Annotated in this window: 10 protein-coding genes; 1 reads left to right on the top strand and 9 read right to left on the bottom strand. The window is 68.8% G+C overall.

Annotation, left to right across the window (positions count from 1 at the left end; genetic code table 11):
• The 9 genes from ACWDTI_RS22195 to ACWDTI_RS22155 form a co-directional block, all read right to left on the bottom strand.
• Positions 1 to 243 (bottom strand): acyl carrier protein, encoded by a 243-nt coding sequence (locus ACWDTI_RS22195; protein WP_449740288.1) that lies wholly within the window; start codon positions 241 to 243, stop codon positions 1 to 3.
• A gap of 8 nt (positions 244 to 251) precedes the next feature.
• Entirely contained in the window at positions 252 to 1,697 is a 1,446-nt protein-coding gene (locus ACWDTI_RS22190; RefSeq protein WP_449740287.1) for a dihydrolipoamide acetyltransferase family protein, read from the bottom strand.
• A gap of 8 nt (positions 1,698 to 1,705) precedes the next feature.
• Complete coding sequence (locus tag ACWDTI_RS22185; protein ID WP_449740286.1) at positions 1,706 to 2,683, bottom strand: alpha-ketoacid dehydrogenase subunit beta; 978 nt, start codon at positions 2,681 to 2,683, stop codon at positions 1,706 to 1,708.
• Positions 2,680 to 3,711, bottom strand: coding sequence for a pyruvate dehydrogenase (acetyl-transferring) E1 component subunit alpha (gene pdhA / locus ACWDTI_RS22180; RefSeq protein WP_449740285.1), 1,032 nt, complete (start codon positions 3,709 to 3,711; stop codon positions 2,680 to 2,682). The genes ACWDTI_RS22185 and pdhA overlap by 4 nt, the downstream gene beginning before the upstream one ends.
• The gene (acsA, locus tag ACWDTI_RS22175; protein WP_449740284.1) at positions 3,708 to 5,477 is read right to left on the bottom strand and encodes an acetate--CoA ligase; all 1,770 of its coding nucleotides are present in this window, start codon (positions 5,475 to 5,477) and stop codon (positions 3,708 to 3,710) included. Before acsA ends, pdhA begins: the two co-directional genes overlap by 4 nt.
• A gap of 52 nt (positions 5,478 to 5,529) precedes the next feature.
• Positions 5,530 to 9,126, bottom strand: a complete 3,597-nt coding sequence (gene otsB, locus ACWDTI_RS22170; RefSeq protein WP_449740283.1) for a trehalose-phosphatase — start codon at positions 9,124 to 9,126, stop codon at positions 5,530 to 5,532.
• Between the two features lie 69 nt (positions 9,127 to 9,195).
• Positions 9,196 to 10,539 (bottom strand): aldose epimerase family protein, encoded by a 1,344-nt coding sequence (locus tag ACWDTI_RS22165; RefSeq protein ID WP_449740344.1) that lies wholly within the window; start codon positions 10,537 to 10,539, stop codon positions 9,196 to 9,198.
• Between the two features lie 161 nt (positions 10,540 to 10,700).
• Entirely contained in the window at positions 10,701 to 12,065 is a 1,365-nt protein-coding gene (locus ACWDTI_RS22160; protein ID WP_449740282.1) for an MFS transporter, read from the bottom strand.
• A gap of 165 nt (positions 12,066 to 12,230) precedes the next feature.
• Positions 12,231 to 13,235: an AraC family transcriptional regulator gene (locus tag ACWDTI_RS22155; protein ID WP_449740281.1), complete on the bottom strand. Its 1,005-nt coding sequence runs from the start codon at positions 13,233 to 13,235 to the stop codon at positions 12,231 to 12,233.
• Between the two features lie 125 nt (positions 13,236 to 13,360).
• On the opposite strand from ACWDTI_RS22155, the gene ACWDTI_RS22150 reads away from it, so the two are divergent.
• Positions 13,361 to 15,700 carry an arylsulfatase gene (locus tag ACWDTI_RS22150; protein ID WP_449740280.1) on the top strand — a complete coding sequence of 780 codons (2,340 nt, stop codon included), beginning with the start codon at positions 13,361 to 13,363 and terminating at the stop codon, positions 15,698 to 15,700.
• Positions 15,701 to 15,710: the final 10 nt, after the last annotated feature.

Genomic DNA, 15,710 nt, shown 5'->3' with positions numbered 1-15,710 from the left:
TCAGCGACGCTGCTCGACGTAGCCCACGATGTCGTCGAGCGTCCGCAGGCCGGCGTAGTCCGATTCGGGGATGTCGACCCCGAAGGCGTTCTTCACGCCGATCAGGAAGTTCAGCCAGTCCATCGAGTCCAGGTCGGCTTGGTCCCGTAGGGGTTCGCCGGCGACGAGTTCCTCGTCGGCCAACTCCGGCGCGACCTCGTACAGCGCGCCGATCACGGTGGTCAGTGTCGTTTCGGTGCTCATGATCCCCTTCACAGTTGTTCTGGTCGCTGCAACAGATCCCGGATCGCCGCGAGAAACAGTCCGCCGCGGCGTCCGTCGCTGACCCGATGGTCGGCGGCGAGGCTGGCGACGACCACCGGCACGGGTCGGATCTCGCCGTCGACGACCCAGGCCCGCTCGGCGGGTTTGCCGAACCCGACGAGTGCCACCTGCGGCGGGTAGATCACGCCGAACACCGATTCGACGCCTTGATCGCCGAGATTCGTCACCGTCAGCGTCGGATCCGACATCTCCGAACTCCGCAGTTTTCCGGCCCGGGCGCGTTTGACGAGATCGGTCAGGTCGCTCTGCAGCTGCTCGGGCGACTTGTCGGCCACATCGTGGATCGCCGGGGCGATCAATCCGCCGCGCCGCAGCGAGATCGCCACGCCGACATGCACATCGGGCTGTGGATGGTAGTCGTCGTCGAGCCAGAACCCGTTCATCTCGGGGTATCGTTTGGCGGCCACGGCGACGGCCTTGAGGAGCAGCACGGCCGGCAGGATGCGGTCGGTGACCGAACGTTCGGCGTTGTACTGCGTCAGCCACGACTGCGCGGCGGCCAGCGAGATGGATTCCGACAGGTAGTAGTGCGGGATCTCGCGTTTGGACCGGCCCATCGCCGCCCCGATCGTGCGCCGCATCTCCTGGGCACGCTCGGCCGCCGACATCGGGACGATCGGTCGCGCGGCCGCTGGTGATGAGGCCGTCGGTGACGCTGCCGCCGGTGCCGCGGCTGCCGGTGGCGCGGGTACCTGCTCGGCCGGTGCCGGTGCCGGTGCCGGTGCCGGTGCGGGTGTCGCGGCCGCGCGGTCGACGTCGCCGATGGTGACCGCACCGCCGGGGCCGGTGCCTCGCAGCCGTTCCGGGTCGATGCCCTTGCGGCGGGCCTGTCGCCGTGCGGCGGGTGTGATCGGGCGGCGCGTCGTCGGTGGCGGGCCCGGTGCGGCGGCCGGCGTCACGACGGGGGCGGGGGCGGGCGCCGGGGTCGGTACCGGCGGAGTCGCGGGCGGTGGAGGCGTCGGGGCCGGTGGGGGAGTCGGCGCCACCGGAGCCGCCGGAGCCGCCGGGGCCACCGGCGCCGCAGGCGGCGTCTCGACCACCGGCGCCGCAGGCGTCGTCTCGACCACCGGCGTCGCTGCGGGAGCCTGAGCCGGCGCCTCGCCGGGCACCGACGGCTGACCGGTGGCCGGTGCCTCGCCGGGTTCGAGGAAGATCGCCATCACCGTCCCGACCGGGATCGTCTGGCCCACCTCGACGGTGAGTTCGGCGACGGTGCCCTCGTGCCACGACTCCACGTCGATGGCCGACTTGGTGGTCTCCACCTCGGCGACGATCTGACCCTTCTCCACCGGGTCACCGGGTTTGACCAGCCACTCGTTGAGGCGCGCCTCGTCCATGTCGGCGCCGAGCGAGGGCAGCCGGAATTCGATCACGCGGTCACCTACTCCGATCCGAGGACGGAATGCACTGCGGCCACGACCTTTTCGGGCTGTGGGAGGGCGGCCTCCTCGAGGTGCCGGGCGTACGGGATGGGCACCTCGGTGCTGCAGACACGTGCGAGCGGGGCATCGAGCTCGTAGAAGGCCTCCTCGACGATGCGCGCCATCACCTCGCCGGCGAGGCTGCCGGTGCGCCAGCCCTCGTCCACCACGACCGCCCGGTGGGTCTTGGTCACCGACGCCACGATCGTCGCCATGTCCAGCGGCCGCAGCACACGCAGATCGATGACCTCGCAGGCGACGCCTTCGAGGGCGAGCATCTCGGCGGCGCGCAGCGTCTTCGGCAGCGATCCGCCGTAGGTGATCAGCGTGACGTCGCCACCCTCGCGCCGGATCGCGGCCGAGCTGATGTCCACCGGCACTGGCGGGTCGTCGAGATCGTCGGCGTCGTTGTAGAGCGTCGCGTGCTCGAAGATGATGACCGGGTCCGGGTCGGCCAGGGCGGGGCCGAGCATGCCGCGGGCGTCGGCCACCGTGGCCGGGGCGAGCACCGTGATGCCGGGGATGTGGGCGTACCAGTTCTCCAGGCTGTGCGAATGCTGCGCGGCCAGCTGCCGGCCGGCGCCGGTGGCCATCCGCACGACGATGGGCACCGAGAACTGTCCGCCGGACATGTGCCGCAGGGCCGCAGCGGTGTTCACGACCTGATCGAGCGAGAGCAGGCTGAAGTTGACCGTCATCACCTCGATGATCGGTCGCATCCCGTTCAGCGCGGCACCGATCCCCACACCGACGAAGCCGAGTTCGGACAGCGGGGTGTCGCGGATGCGTTCCGGGCCGAACTCCTCGAGCAGCCCCTTGGACACCGCGTAGGTGCCGCCGTAGCGGCCCACGTCCTCGCCCATCAGGAACACCCGCTCGTCGGCGAGCATCGCCTCGCGGATGGCGTCGCGTAGCGCGCTGCGATAGGTCGTTTTCATGCCGACTCCTCGACGACAGCGTGTGGATAGGTGGGGTTGGGGGTGGGCGGGGTGGTGACGTCGCGTTCGAGGGTCTCGACCGGCTCGAAGGTGCCCTGCTCGGCGAAGGCGACCGCGGCGTCGACCTCCGCACCGGCGCGGGTGTCGATCTCGGCGGCCTCGTCGTCGGTGAGCAGCCCGGCCTGGCGCAGCCGGTCGGTGAAGGCGTCGATCGGATCGCGTTCCTTCCACGTCGCGACCTCGTCCTTGTCGCGGTAGAGCTCCGGGTCGAACATCGAGTGCGCGCGGAAGCGGTAGGTGAGGAACTCGATGAAGTACGGGCCGCCCGTGTCGCGGACGTGCTGAGCGCCCAGGCTCGCCGCCTCGTGCGTGGCGATCACGTCCATCCCGTCGACCTGCACCGTGGGCACCTTGTACGCGGCGGCCTTGGTGGCCAGGTCGGTCTGCGACTGGGCCCGCTCGATCGCGGTGCCCATCGCATAGAGATTGTTCTCGCAGCAGAACAGGATCGGCAGATTCCACAGTGCGGCCATGTTGATCGACTCGTGGAAGGCGCCCTCGGCCACCGCGCCGTCCCCGAAGAAGCAGGCGGTCACCCGCCGCCGGCCGGCCATGGCGTCGGCCAGCGCGATCCCGACCGCCAGCGGCAGGCCGCCGGCGACGATCGCGTTGCCGCCGTAGAAGTGTGCCGCGGCATCGAACAGGTGCATCGAACCGCCGCGCCCGCCCGAGCAGCCCTCCTGCTTGCCGAACATCTCGGCCATGATCGCGTTCATCGGCACCCCACGGATCAGGGCGTGCCCGTGCTCGCGGTAGGTCGCCACCACGGCGTCGTCGTCGGACAGTGCCCGCAGGGTTCCGACCGCGACCGCCTCCTCACCCACGTACAAGTGCAGGAAGCCGCGGATCTTGGTGGCCCCGTACAGTTCTGCGGCGCGTTCCTCCATCCGGCGGATGCGCACCATGTCGCCGAGGAGGTCGTGGAGGAACTCCCGGCGGTAGGGCAGGGTCGTCGTCGGCGTGTTCATGTGTTCGCCTCCAGAGTCGAGATGTCGCCTTCGGGCAGGCCGAGTTCGCGGGCCTTCAGCAGCCGGCGCATGATCTTGCCGCTCCGGGTGTGGGGGAGGTGGGTGGCATGGTCGATCTCCTTCGGCGCCACCGCGGCGCCCAGCTTCTTGCGGGCGTGCCCCATCAGTTCGCGGCGCAGCTTGTCGTCGAACTCGTATCCCTGCCGCAGCGTCACGAAGGCCTTCACCACCTCGCCGACGATCGGATCGGGTTTGCCGATCACCGCCGCCTCGGCCACCGCCGGGTGCTCCATCAGCACGTTCTCCACCTCGAACGGCCCGATCAGATGGCCCGCGGACTTGATCACGTCGTCGGCGCGCCCGACGAACCAGAAGTAGCCGTCGGCGTCACGTCTGGCCAGATCGCCGGTCAGGTAGAGGTCGTCGACGAAGCACTTGCGGTAGCGCTCGTCGTTGTTCAGATAGCCCCGGAACATCGACGGCCAGCCGATCCGCAACGCGAGTTCGCCCTCTTCGTCCGGGGTGTCGATCACGGTCACGCTGTGGTCGGGGTTGTGCGCGACGACGACGGCGTCGATGCCGGGCAGGGGGCGGCCCATCGAGCCGGGCTTGATGTCGAAGGCGGGGGTGTTGGCGATCATGATGCCGCCGGTCTCGGTCTGCCACCAGTTGTCGTGGATCGGCAGGCCCAGGACGTCCTTGCCCCACAGCACGGCCTCGGGGTTCAGCGGCTCGCCGACGCTGGCGATGAACCGCAGGTGCGGGCGCGGAAACTTCTGCGCCAGTTCGGTTCCCGCCTTCATCAGCATCCGGATCGCGGTGGGTGCGGTGTACCAGACCGACACGTCTTCCTGCTCGAGGATGCGGTACCAGCGTTCCGCGTCGAAGTCGGCCGGATCGATGATCGAGGTGACCCCGTGCAGCAGCGGGGCGATGATGCCGTAGGACGTCCCGGTCACCCAGCCCGGATCCGCGGTGCACCAGAACGTGTCGTCGGGGTGCAGATCCAGGGCGAAGAGCCCGGTCGCGTAGTGGGTGGCGACCGCGCCGTGCACGTGCACGGCACCCTTCGGCGTTCCCGTCGTGCCGCTGGTGAAATGCAGCAGCGCCGGGTCGTCGGCGGTCGTCTCGGTGATCTCCGCGACGTCGGACGCCTCGGCGAGGAGGGTGCGCAGATCCTCGGTACCCGGAACCTCGGTGCGGGCGCCGGATTCGTCGACGAGCAGAACGTGGCGCAGGGTCGGCATCTGCTCGCGCATCTTGGCGACCTTGCGCAGATAGAGCGACTTGGTGGTCAACAGCACCGATCCGCCGCCGAGCTGGACCCGCATGGCGATCGGTTCGGGGCCGAAGGCCGAGAACAGTGGCGAGACGACCGTTCCGTTGCGCAACGCTCCCATCACTCCCGCGTACAGCTCCGGGATGCGGGGGGACACGACGAACATGGTGTCGCCCTTGCCGACTCCCAGCCGGCGCAGCACGTTGGTGAAGCGGCGGGCCAGGGTGGCCAGTTCGTCGTAGGAGATATCGCGCGCGGAGATCGCCCCGTCGGGTGCGGTGTCGCCCAAGAAGCGCAGGGCCGTCTTGGCGCCCGATGCACCCCCGACGTGTCGGTCGACGGCGGAGTAGGCGATGTTGCATCCGCCGCCGGGCATCGTCAGGCTCTGCGCCATCCGATCCCACGCGAACGCATCGCGGGTCGCTGCATAGTCGTCGAAGTTGGGTGACACCCGCATGTCGCGGTGGGTCTTGTGGATGACCTCCATGACCCGAAACCTACTGTGCCCGACGTCACACGTACAGGGTAATTGGGCCCTGTCAGTGGAATTCGATGATCCCACCCGGCTCGAGCCGCCGGACCACGGCGCGGCACTCGACCGTGATGGGGTCGACGCGGCGCGGCTCGGAGACCACCCGGACGCCGCTGCCGCTGATCCGGAGCTCCAGCCGGTGGCCGCGGTAATAGATCCGAAACGACAGTGTGCCAAGCGCTTCGGGCCACCGCGGATTGAGGATGAGGCGATCGGAGCGTAACTCGAGTCCGGAGAAGCAGCGCTGCAGAAGGTCGATGCTGCCCGCCATGGCGGCCAGATGGATGCCCTCCGAGGTGGTGCCGCCCTGGACGTCGGCGACGTCGGACAACAGCACGCGGTCGAAGAAGTCGACGGCGTGCGCGCGGTTCGCCCGGGCCAGGACCCACGCGTGCACCACCGAACTCAACGTCGAACCGTGCGACGTGCGGGCGATGTAGTAGTCGATCGTGGCCGGGATCGCCTCCGGCGCCAGGTCATAGCCCAGCTGCCCCAGCACGTCGCGCAACTCGTCGGCCGAGAGCAGGTAGAACAGCATGAGCACGTCGGCCTGCTTGGACACCCGATAGCGGCTGACGTCGTCGCCTTCGGCCTCCAATATCCGGTCGAGTCGCTGGATGTTGCCGTAGGTGGTGCGATAGGCCTCCCAGTCCAGTTCCGCCAGCTTCTCGTACCCCTCGAACTGGCTGATGACGCCGCCGTCGTGGAACGGCACGTACATGCGGCACGTCAGTTCCCGCCAGTGCTCGAGTTCGGGTTCGCGCAGCCCGATCTGGTCGAGCAGGTTGACGCGGTCACGCTGGGGGATCGCCGCGAGGGCATCGAGGGCGCGGCCGATCACCCACACGGCCATGACGTTGGTGAACGCGTTGTTGTCGATGCCGTCGTAGGGCGCTTCGGGGTATCCGGCGTGGAACTCGTCGGGTCCGATCACCCCGCGGATCGCGTAGCGGTCGCGCGCCGCGTCGTAGGTCGCCAGCGACGCCCAGAACCGCGCGATCTCGACCAGTAGTTCGGTGCCGCATTCGATGAGGAAGTCGAGGTCGTCGGTGACCTGGACGTATTGCCACACGTTGTAGGCGACGGCGAGACCGATGTGATGCTGCCGGGCGCTCGGGTCGGGATTCCAGCGGCCCGACCGCGGATTGAGATGCAGCTTCTGACTCTCCTCACGGCCGTCGCTGCCGGACTGCCACGGGAACATCGCGCCCCGGTACCCGGACTCGCGGGCCAGCTGACGGGCCTCCGGCAGTCGGCGAAACCGATAGCGCAGCAACGTCTTGGTGAGTGTCGGCAGTCGCGGATTGAGGACCGGCAGGACGAACAGCTCGTCCCAGAAGATGTGACCGCGGTACGCTTCGCCGTTCAATCCGCGGGCGGGGACGCCGACGTCGAGTTCCGCGGTGTGGCCGGAGACCACCTGCAGCAGGTGCAGCAGGTGCAACCGGATGACGCGCTGGGCCTCGGAGTGGTCGCCCAGACTGATGTAGAACAGATCCCACAGCGCCACGATGGCGCGGGCATGCTCGGCGAGCAGCTCGCGGAAACGCCCCAGCCGGGCGAGCAATCGCGTTGCGGCCTCACCGGGTTCGGAGGTCCCGGGATCACGGGAGGTGTAGAGCGCCACCACCTTCTCCACGGTGATGGCCTCGCCGGCCGCCATGTCGACGGCCACTTGGTGACCGATCCGCCCCGGTTCGTCGACGACGCTGTAGCGGCCGTCCGCTGCGGCGTCGTCCGCCCAGATCGTGGTCCGGGCCGCCAGCGCGACGCCGATCCGTGACTGAGTGGTGTGCACGCGCATCAGTACCGAATCCGGCGACAGCACAGTGGTTTCCGGCGCGGTGAGGTGTTGGCTCGCCAGGTCCCGGTACCGCTCGACCAGGCTGTTGCGGACGTCGCCGTCGAGCACCGAGGAGACCTCGAGCGTGCCGCTCCAGTCCTCGGCGACGATCGTCGTCTCCAGCGCGCACACGTGCGGCTGGTCCATCGACACGAATCGACGCTGCCGCAAAGTCGATGTGCGGCCGTGCGTGTCGCGGAAGCGGATCTCGCGGTTGAGGATCGCGCGACGAAGATCGAAGGACTGCCGGAAGGACACGAGATCGACCTCGTCGATGTCGAACCAGTCGCCGTCGTCGATCCGGAAGGTCAGGGGCAGCCAGTTCGGCAGGTTGACCAGGCTCTCGTTGTCGATGTCGGTACCGTCGACGCTGTCGACGAGCCGGTTGAACAGCCCCGCAGCGTAGGTGCCGGGGTAATGTACCTGGCCCGCATCGCATTCCGGCGCACACCCGCGGCTCGCGACGTACCCGTTGCCGACGGTGCACAGCGCCTCCCGCAGTTTCTCGGCATGCGGGTCGTAGCCGTCGTAGGTCAGCGTCCATGTGCCGGTGGGTTCGCGTGACTGTTCGAGCAGATCGGCGACGCGGTGCAGCAGCTGCGCCAGCGCGTCCGGCGAGTCGACGGCGAACTGCGCGGCCGATCGGCGGTGGATGTTCTCGCCGGCCCGCACGACGATCCCGAAACCGTCGGTCGCGACACGGTCGAAGGCGTCCTCGTCGGTGAGGTCGTCGCCGAAGTAGATCGGCACCGCATCGGCGGGCACGTCCATCCGGTGCAGGAGCCACGACAGCGCGCGGCCCTTGTCCCAGTCCACATCCGGGCGTAATTCGATCACCTTGCGGCCGTTGGTGACCCGCAGTCCGTGTGCGGCACCGGCCGCATACACGGCCGCGCTGATCTCCTCGACGCGATCGGGAGCGGCGTTGCGGTAGTGGACGGCGACTCCGAACTGTTTGTGTTCCACGAGAACACCCGGGATGTCGCCGAGGCGTTCGGCGAGATCGTCCGCCGCGGTGCCGATCGTCGCGGTGGCATCCCGCGCGACGTCGTTGACATGATGCTCTCCGGTCGGACCGACGAGTTCGACACCGTGGCCGCCCGCATACCAGATGCCGGGCACACCGACGCGTTCGCGGACATCGGAGAGATCGCGCCCGCTGATGACGGCGACGGGGCCGAAGGCGGCGAGCCGGGCCAGGGTTTCGGCGGCGGTGTCGACCAGGGTCGCGGTCGCCGGGTCGGTCACGATGTCCGACAGGGTGCCGTCGAAGTCGAAGAACATGGGTGCCACCCGTGTCGCCGCGATGGACTGCAGATGGTCGAGGTAGGTGTTCGCATCGGGTTTCGCCGAGATGTGGGCGCCGCCCAGGCGCACCCGTATCTCGGCGGTGTCGGTGACCGTCGCATCCGCACCGTGCCGACGCAGTGCCCCGGGGTCACCGGTGCGATCGAGGCCGATGACCAGGGCGAATCCGCCGCTACGGGCGGCGGTGACGCCGTCGGGCGAGTCGGCGAGCACGACACACCGCTGAGGTGGTGTGTCGAGCAGGTGGGCGACCTCGAGGAGGGTCGCGTCGCGGGGCCTGCTCTCGCCGGCGATGCCGAACGCGGAGAGGCGGGACAGCAGCGCCGTGGAGATCTCGCCCGGCGGCACACCGTCGACGTCGAGGATCACCGCATCGTGCAGGCGGGCGTCGATCGTCACGGCGGCGCGGAGGGACGAGTGCTCGGCGGTGGGCGCTTCCTCGGGCGTCGTCATGCCTTCAGCATTCCCCACCGACCGTGGCCGTGTTCGCGATCGCGGATGAAGAGGACTTTGGTAACGGTCTCATTCGCCGGCGAGGTCGGCCGTCATCACGTAGTCGTGCTCGATCCGGCCGCCCAGGTCGAAGGTCTTCACGCCGGCGCGGGTGAATCCCATCTTCTGGTAAAACCGTTGGGCGCGTACGTTTTCCTGGTTGACCCCCAGCCAGGCGACTCGGCTGCCGAGCGCGGCGGCGCGCGCGAGCGCCGCGCTCATCAAGGCGCGCGACGGTGAACGCCCGTCGGTGCGTCGGTGCGCATGCAGGTCGGACAGGACATACACCTTGGACACCTCGGTGACCGGTCGATCGGTGACCGCGGCCGCGACGTCGGGATCGGTGGGTGCCCGGTGATGCAGCAGGACGTAGCCCACGATCGGCCCGCCGATGCCGTCGCGGGCCACCAGGACGTCGCTCTGCGGATCGGTGATGTGGTGGGCGAACTCGCTGGGTGACAACGATTTCCGGATGAACTCGGCAATCGCCTCGGGTGGTGAGTCGGGCGGGCAGGCCAGGGGAAAGGTCACGGCGGCGACGTCCGCGATGGCGTCGGCGGTGGCCGGGTCCGTGACGAGCTCGACGAGGTCGTCGCACAGCGGCGCCGAGGAGATCGTCTGCCACAGGGTGTGGGTGCCGCCGCCGGCGAGGGTGACGGTGTCGGGTCCGGCATTGGCGCTTTCCACGCAGAGGAAACCGCTCCAGTGCTCGCCGACATCGGCCATGCCGTCGGCCACCTCGGCGCCGGGATTCCACACCACCACGGTGGCGGCGGCGCGGGCGGAGACCTCGATGACCCGCCCCAGTCCCGGGTCGACCAGGCGGTAGTGGCCGCGGGCGTCCGGGTACAGCCGGTCGCAGCGGGCAGGGTCGGCCGGTAGCGTCCAATCACCGTGCTGGAAGACCTCTTTGGCGTTGTCGAACTTGTCCAGGTAGGTCAGCCCGGCGACGCCTTCGACGACGACGTCGCGTACGTCGGACACCCGGAAGTAGTTGTGCAGCGCCTCGGTGATCGTCACCGGCACCGCACCTTGGTTGCGCGTGTGCAGACCGATCTCCAACGTGGCGCCGACCCGCAGGGTCATCGTCACGCCGAGGTCGAGATGGTCGAGACCGGTCGGGGCGAGCACGAGTTCGGTCCGGCCGTCGTCGATCGCGCGTCCGGTGATCAGCTCCCAGCGCGCCGTGCGCGCGTACCCGTGCGACGGCACATCCGCCGCCTGTCCCTCGCGGGCGAAGTAGGGCCAGCACACCGGTACCCCGCCGCGCAGCGGAGTCGGTGGCGCGGCGAGCGCCGGCGAGAGCCACAGGACGTCGTCGGGTGAACCGGTCGGGACGAAGGAGACCACCTGGCCGCCGAACACGGAGATCACCGCGGTCGACGCGACGGTGTCGACGATCAGGACGTCGAGACCCCGGAACGTGCCTCGGCGCACGCCGGGGACCTCGATGCCCTCGAGCCCTGGGCCGTTGAACGCTTCGTCGGTGTCCACAGCCGAAGGTTACTCGGACCGCGGTGTCGCCGACGGTGGGATCAGCGTGTCGTGTCGTCGCCGAGGCGACCGGCGGTGGTGGTGCGGTAGCGGCGCACCAGGGGGAGCAGGCACAGCAGGAAAACGGCGGGGATCAGTGAGAATCCGAGCAGCAGACCCTCGAGCGCGGTGGCGGACTGGGTGATCGCGTGCGTCGACGAGACGAAGCCGGTCGCGGCGAGGATGAGGCTGTAGCAGAGCGGACCCAGCGCGTGGGAGCCGTTGTCCGCGGCGGTCCACAACCCCGTGAAGGCCCCGGCCTGGTCCCGGCCGGTGCGTGCGGTATCGGCGGCGATGGTGTCGGGGAGCATCGCGAACAGCGGGACCTGGGTGCCCATGGTCGCGATGCCGATCAGGGCGGCGACGACGACGGTCGGGAGCAGGCCGGACTTGACGGCGGGATAGAAGGCGGCGGCACAGGCCGCCCACGCGCAGATCATCGCCATGAACATGCGCGGCTTGCCGAAACGACGGGTGAAGCGGCCGATCAGTGGGGCCGACAGGGCGCTCGCCGCGGTGAGCACCAGGAACACGATCGCAGTCTTCGCCTGGCCGCCCAGGTAGTAGGTGGCGACATAGGGCAGGCCGGTCATCACCATGGTCTGGAAGATGACCATCAGCGCGTAGGTCGTGACCAGGACGAAGAAGGCCTTGTTGCCGCGCGCGGTCCGGAAGGACTCGCGCAGGCTGAGGCCTTGACCGCCCGAGCCGGAACCGGAGCGGATCCACCGAGTCGAACGCGCGGGCACGAGCATCGCGACGAGGAGTCCGATGCCGACGATGACCGCCATGGTCCGGTAGGAGGCCACGGTGGGATGACCGACGAGTTTGGGTGCGATCACACCGCCGATCAGGAATCCGCAGGTGAAGAACATCGACCGCCAGGTCATGATCCGGGTCCGCTCGACCGGCGAGCCGGTCATCTCGGCGGCCAGCGCGGTCTGCGGAACCTGGAACAGCAGATAGCCGGTGGACGCAAGCAGGAAGGCCGCCAGCACCCACAGCGCTCCGATCATGCCGGTGAACGGAGACGCGAATGTCAGGACGAAGAAGACGGGCAGGGTCAGCCCGCCGATCCACATCATGCGTTGGCGTCCACGTGTGCGGGCGGCTTCGCGGTCGCTGAGTGCTCCGGCCCAGGGGCTGAGCAGGGTGTCCCACAATTTCGGCAGTGCGACGACGAGCCCGGCGATCCCTGCGGCCACGCCGAGGGTGTTGGTCAGGTAGATGATCAGCATCAGACCGGGTGCGGTCAGGAACGTGTTGGACGCCAGGAATCCGGTGGACCAGCCGAATAATCGGGGCCGGGACAGACTTGCCGTCTCCGTTCTCGGGGGTGTGGTGGTCGGTGCGTCGGTCAGGGACATAGGGGTAGATCCTTCCGGTGTGGTGCGGGCCGAACGGATCTCAGTGTGCGACCTGAGTCACATCGCAAACTTGACCTGAGACGACGCGTCTTTGACTTCGGAGGCCATGCGGCGCCGCACCGACCCATGCCGCGCCGGCCGGAACGAGGCGTGGTGCAGCGGCGATCAGCGGGGGGAGATCTGCTTGCGGTACGCCCGCGGACTGCTGTCGAACCACCGCCGACATGCGCGGGTGAACGCGCTCTGCTCCGAGTACCCCAGCTCGCGGGCGATGAACGTGAGACTCAGATCCGTGTCGCGGAGATAGCGTTCGGCGACGTCTCGCCGGACGTCGTCGATGAGGTCGGCATAGGTGGTGCCGTGCGCCTCCAGGCGTCGTTGGAAGGTCCGCGGGTGCATGGCGAACTGCTGGGCGACCATGTCCAGCGTCGCCCCGGTGGGAAGCAGGTGGCGGACGAGTTCGGTGGCGCGAACGGTCAGGTCCGTCTCGCGCGACGGCATGACGGTGTCGAGGTAGCGACGAATCACCTCGTTGGCGGCGCGATCGTTGCTGAGGGGACGATCGAGGTCGCCGGCGCGCAGGACCAACCCGGCACGCGGCTGTTCGAATCGCGGGGCGCAGCCGAAGTACGCGAGATAGTCCTTGCGCGGCGCGAGCGCACGATGTGTCATGTGCACCTGCAGCGGCCGGTAGTCGGGACCCAGCAGGAACCGGAACAACTTCAGTGACACGCCGAGTGCGAGCTCCAGCGTCTGGGCGTGCGGCGGGAGATGGTCGAGCAGGATGCGGAACTCGTAGAACACCCTGGCCTGATTGCCGGTCGGTCCCAGCGACACCGCGATCGCCGGTCCGTAGGCGGAGACGTACTTCGCGCCGATGGCGACGGCGTCCTCGATGTTGCGCGCCGTGCGCACCGCCACACCCAGCGGGCCGAGGATCTCGACTCCTTGTCGGCGATCCGCGAGCTGTCGGCCGAAGTCGATCGCACCGGTCACCGCCGCGGCACTCTCCACCGCCTTGATGTGGCTCAGGTAGGGGATGAACACCTCGTGGTTGCCCGCATCGCCGGGCTTCAGGCCGGCAGCGCGCAGCAACACGTCGGGATCGGCGCCGAGCTCGGCGACGTGCTCCCGATAGCCGGCCAGCACCGACCCGCGAATGACCGACACACATCCATCTTCGGAGCGCCTGTCGTGTCGGGTCAAGTTGTTGTCGCGTCAAGGCAAGTTTCCGGCTAGGCCGGTCGCGCATGATCGACGTCACACCGCATCGACCTCCCTGGAAAGGAACCCTGATGGTCCACGCCGATTACCGCACCAGCCTTCCGATTCAACAACCCCGGCCCGCGCAGCCGGCGGCCATGGACGTGCGGCACACCGAGACCCCCGCATCGCTGCAGCCGCTGCGACCGCCCGCCGGTGCGCCGAACGTGGTGATGATCCTGCTCGACGACATGGGCTTCGGCGCGTCGTCGGCGTTCGGCGGTCCGTGCCGGATGCCGGTGGCCGAGCGACTGGCCGCGGAGGGCTTGCGCTACACGCGTTTTCACACCACCGCGATGTGCTCGCCGACCCGCGCGGCGCTGCTGACGGGGCGCAACCACCACACCGCCGGCATGGGCGTGATCACCGAACTGGCGACGGCGTTCCCCGGCTACTCGTCGTCGCGGCCCGACTCGGTCGCCACTCTGCCGGAGATGTTGCGGCGCAACGGATACAGCACCGGCTGCTTCGGCAAGTACCACCAGACCCCGACCTGGGAGATGAGCCGGTCCGGCCCGTTCGACCGGTGGCCGACCGGTGAGGGCTTCGAGAAGTTCTACGGATTCATGGGCGGCGAGACCGACCAGTACGCGCCGACCCTGTTCGAGGGCACCACCCCGGTCGCCACGCCGCAGCGCGAGGGCTACCACCTCAGTGAGGACATCGCCGAGCGTGCGATCGCCGACATCCGTCAGCAGCAGGCACTCTCGCCCGACAAGCCGTTCTTCAGCTATCTGTCCTTCGGTGCCGTGCACGCCCCGCACCACGCGCCGGCGGAGTACGTCGAGTCCTACCGCGGCGACTTCGACCACGGCTGGGATGCGCAGCGTGAGCGGACCCTGTCCCGGCAGAAGGAACTCGGCATCCTGCCGGAGGAGACCGATCTCAGTGCCCGGCCCGACGAGATCGGTGCCTGGGACGAGCAGCCGGAGAACGCGCGGCGCCTCTACGCGCGGATGATGGAGGCCTACGCCGCGATGGCCACGCACACCGACGAGCAGATCGGCAAGGTCGTCGACGCGCTCGACGAGCTCGGTCAGCTCGACAACACGATGATCATCTACATCCTCGGCGACAACGGTGCGAGCGGTGAGGGCGGACCCCACGGCTGCCTCAACGAGTTCGCCACCTACAACCTCGAGCCGGCCACGGTGGAACAGATGCTCGAGCGGATCGACGAGATCGGCGGCCCGAGTCTGTTCAACCACTACCCGGTGGGCTGGGCGCATGCGATGAACACGCCGTACCAGTGGACCAAACAGATCGCCTCGCACTGGGGTGGCACCCGCAACGGGATGATCGTGCACTGGCCCGCGGGCATCGAGGCGGCCGGCGAGAACCGCCACCAGTTCACCCACGTCAACGACGTCGCGGCGACGATCCTCGAAGCCGCGGGCCTACCGGAGCCGACGACGGTCAACGGTGTGGCACAGAAGCCGTTCGAAGGTGTCTCCATGGTGTATTCGTTCGACGACGCCGACGCACCCGAACAGCACACCACGCAGTACTTCGAATTGTTCAGCAATCGCGGCATCTACCACGACGGCTGGTCGGCGTGCACGATCCACGGCATCCCATGGGTTTTCGACGGCGAGACCCCCAGCTTCGCCGACGACGACTGGGAGCTCTACGCTCCGGGCGACATCAGCCAGGCGCACAACCTGGCCTCGGCCGAGCCCGAGCGACTGCAGCAGCTCAAGGATCTCTTCCTGATCGAGGGCGCCAAGTACAACGTGTTCCCGCTCGACGACCGCAAGGTCGTCAGGCTGCATGCCCCCACCGTCGGGCGCCCGCAGCTGATGGCCGGCCGGACCACCCTGACCCTGTTCCCCGGGATGTCGCACATGAACGAGAACGTCGTGCCCGACACCAAGAACTGTTCCTGGCGGGTGGGTGTCGAGGTGGGTGTCGGCGCGTCGGACGCGGGCGCGCTGGTGACCCAGGGGAGCCGGTTCGGCGGCTGGGCGCTCTACCTGCGCGACGGCGTGCCGGCGTTCCACTACAGCTGGATCGACGTCGAGCACTACGAGATCGTCGCCGACGAACGGCTGGCCCCGGGCGATCACACCGTCGAATACGACTTCTCCTACGACGGGGGCGGCGTCGGCAAGGGCGGCATCGGCCGGCTCTTCGTCGACGGGATCTGCGTCGGTGAGACGGTGCTCGAGCACACCGTTCCGTTCCTGTACCACACCACCGACGGCCTCGACGTCGGCGCCGACAACGGGTCGCCGGTCACCGAGCACTACGGCACTCCCGGTGGGGTTTTCACCGGCACCATCCATCGTGTGGTGCTGGAGACGGACACCGACAAGGGTGACGAACCCGGTGCCGCGGAGGCCCGCCTGCGCGCGGCGCTCGCCACGCAGTGAGTCCGGCCCG

The organism is Gordonia sp. NPDC003424, assembly GCF_053588655.1.
The sequence above is the reverse complement of the archived record's forward strand: the minus strand, read 5'-3'. Positions and strand labels throughout refer to the sequence as shown.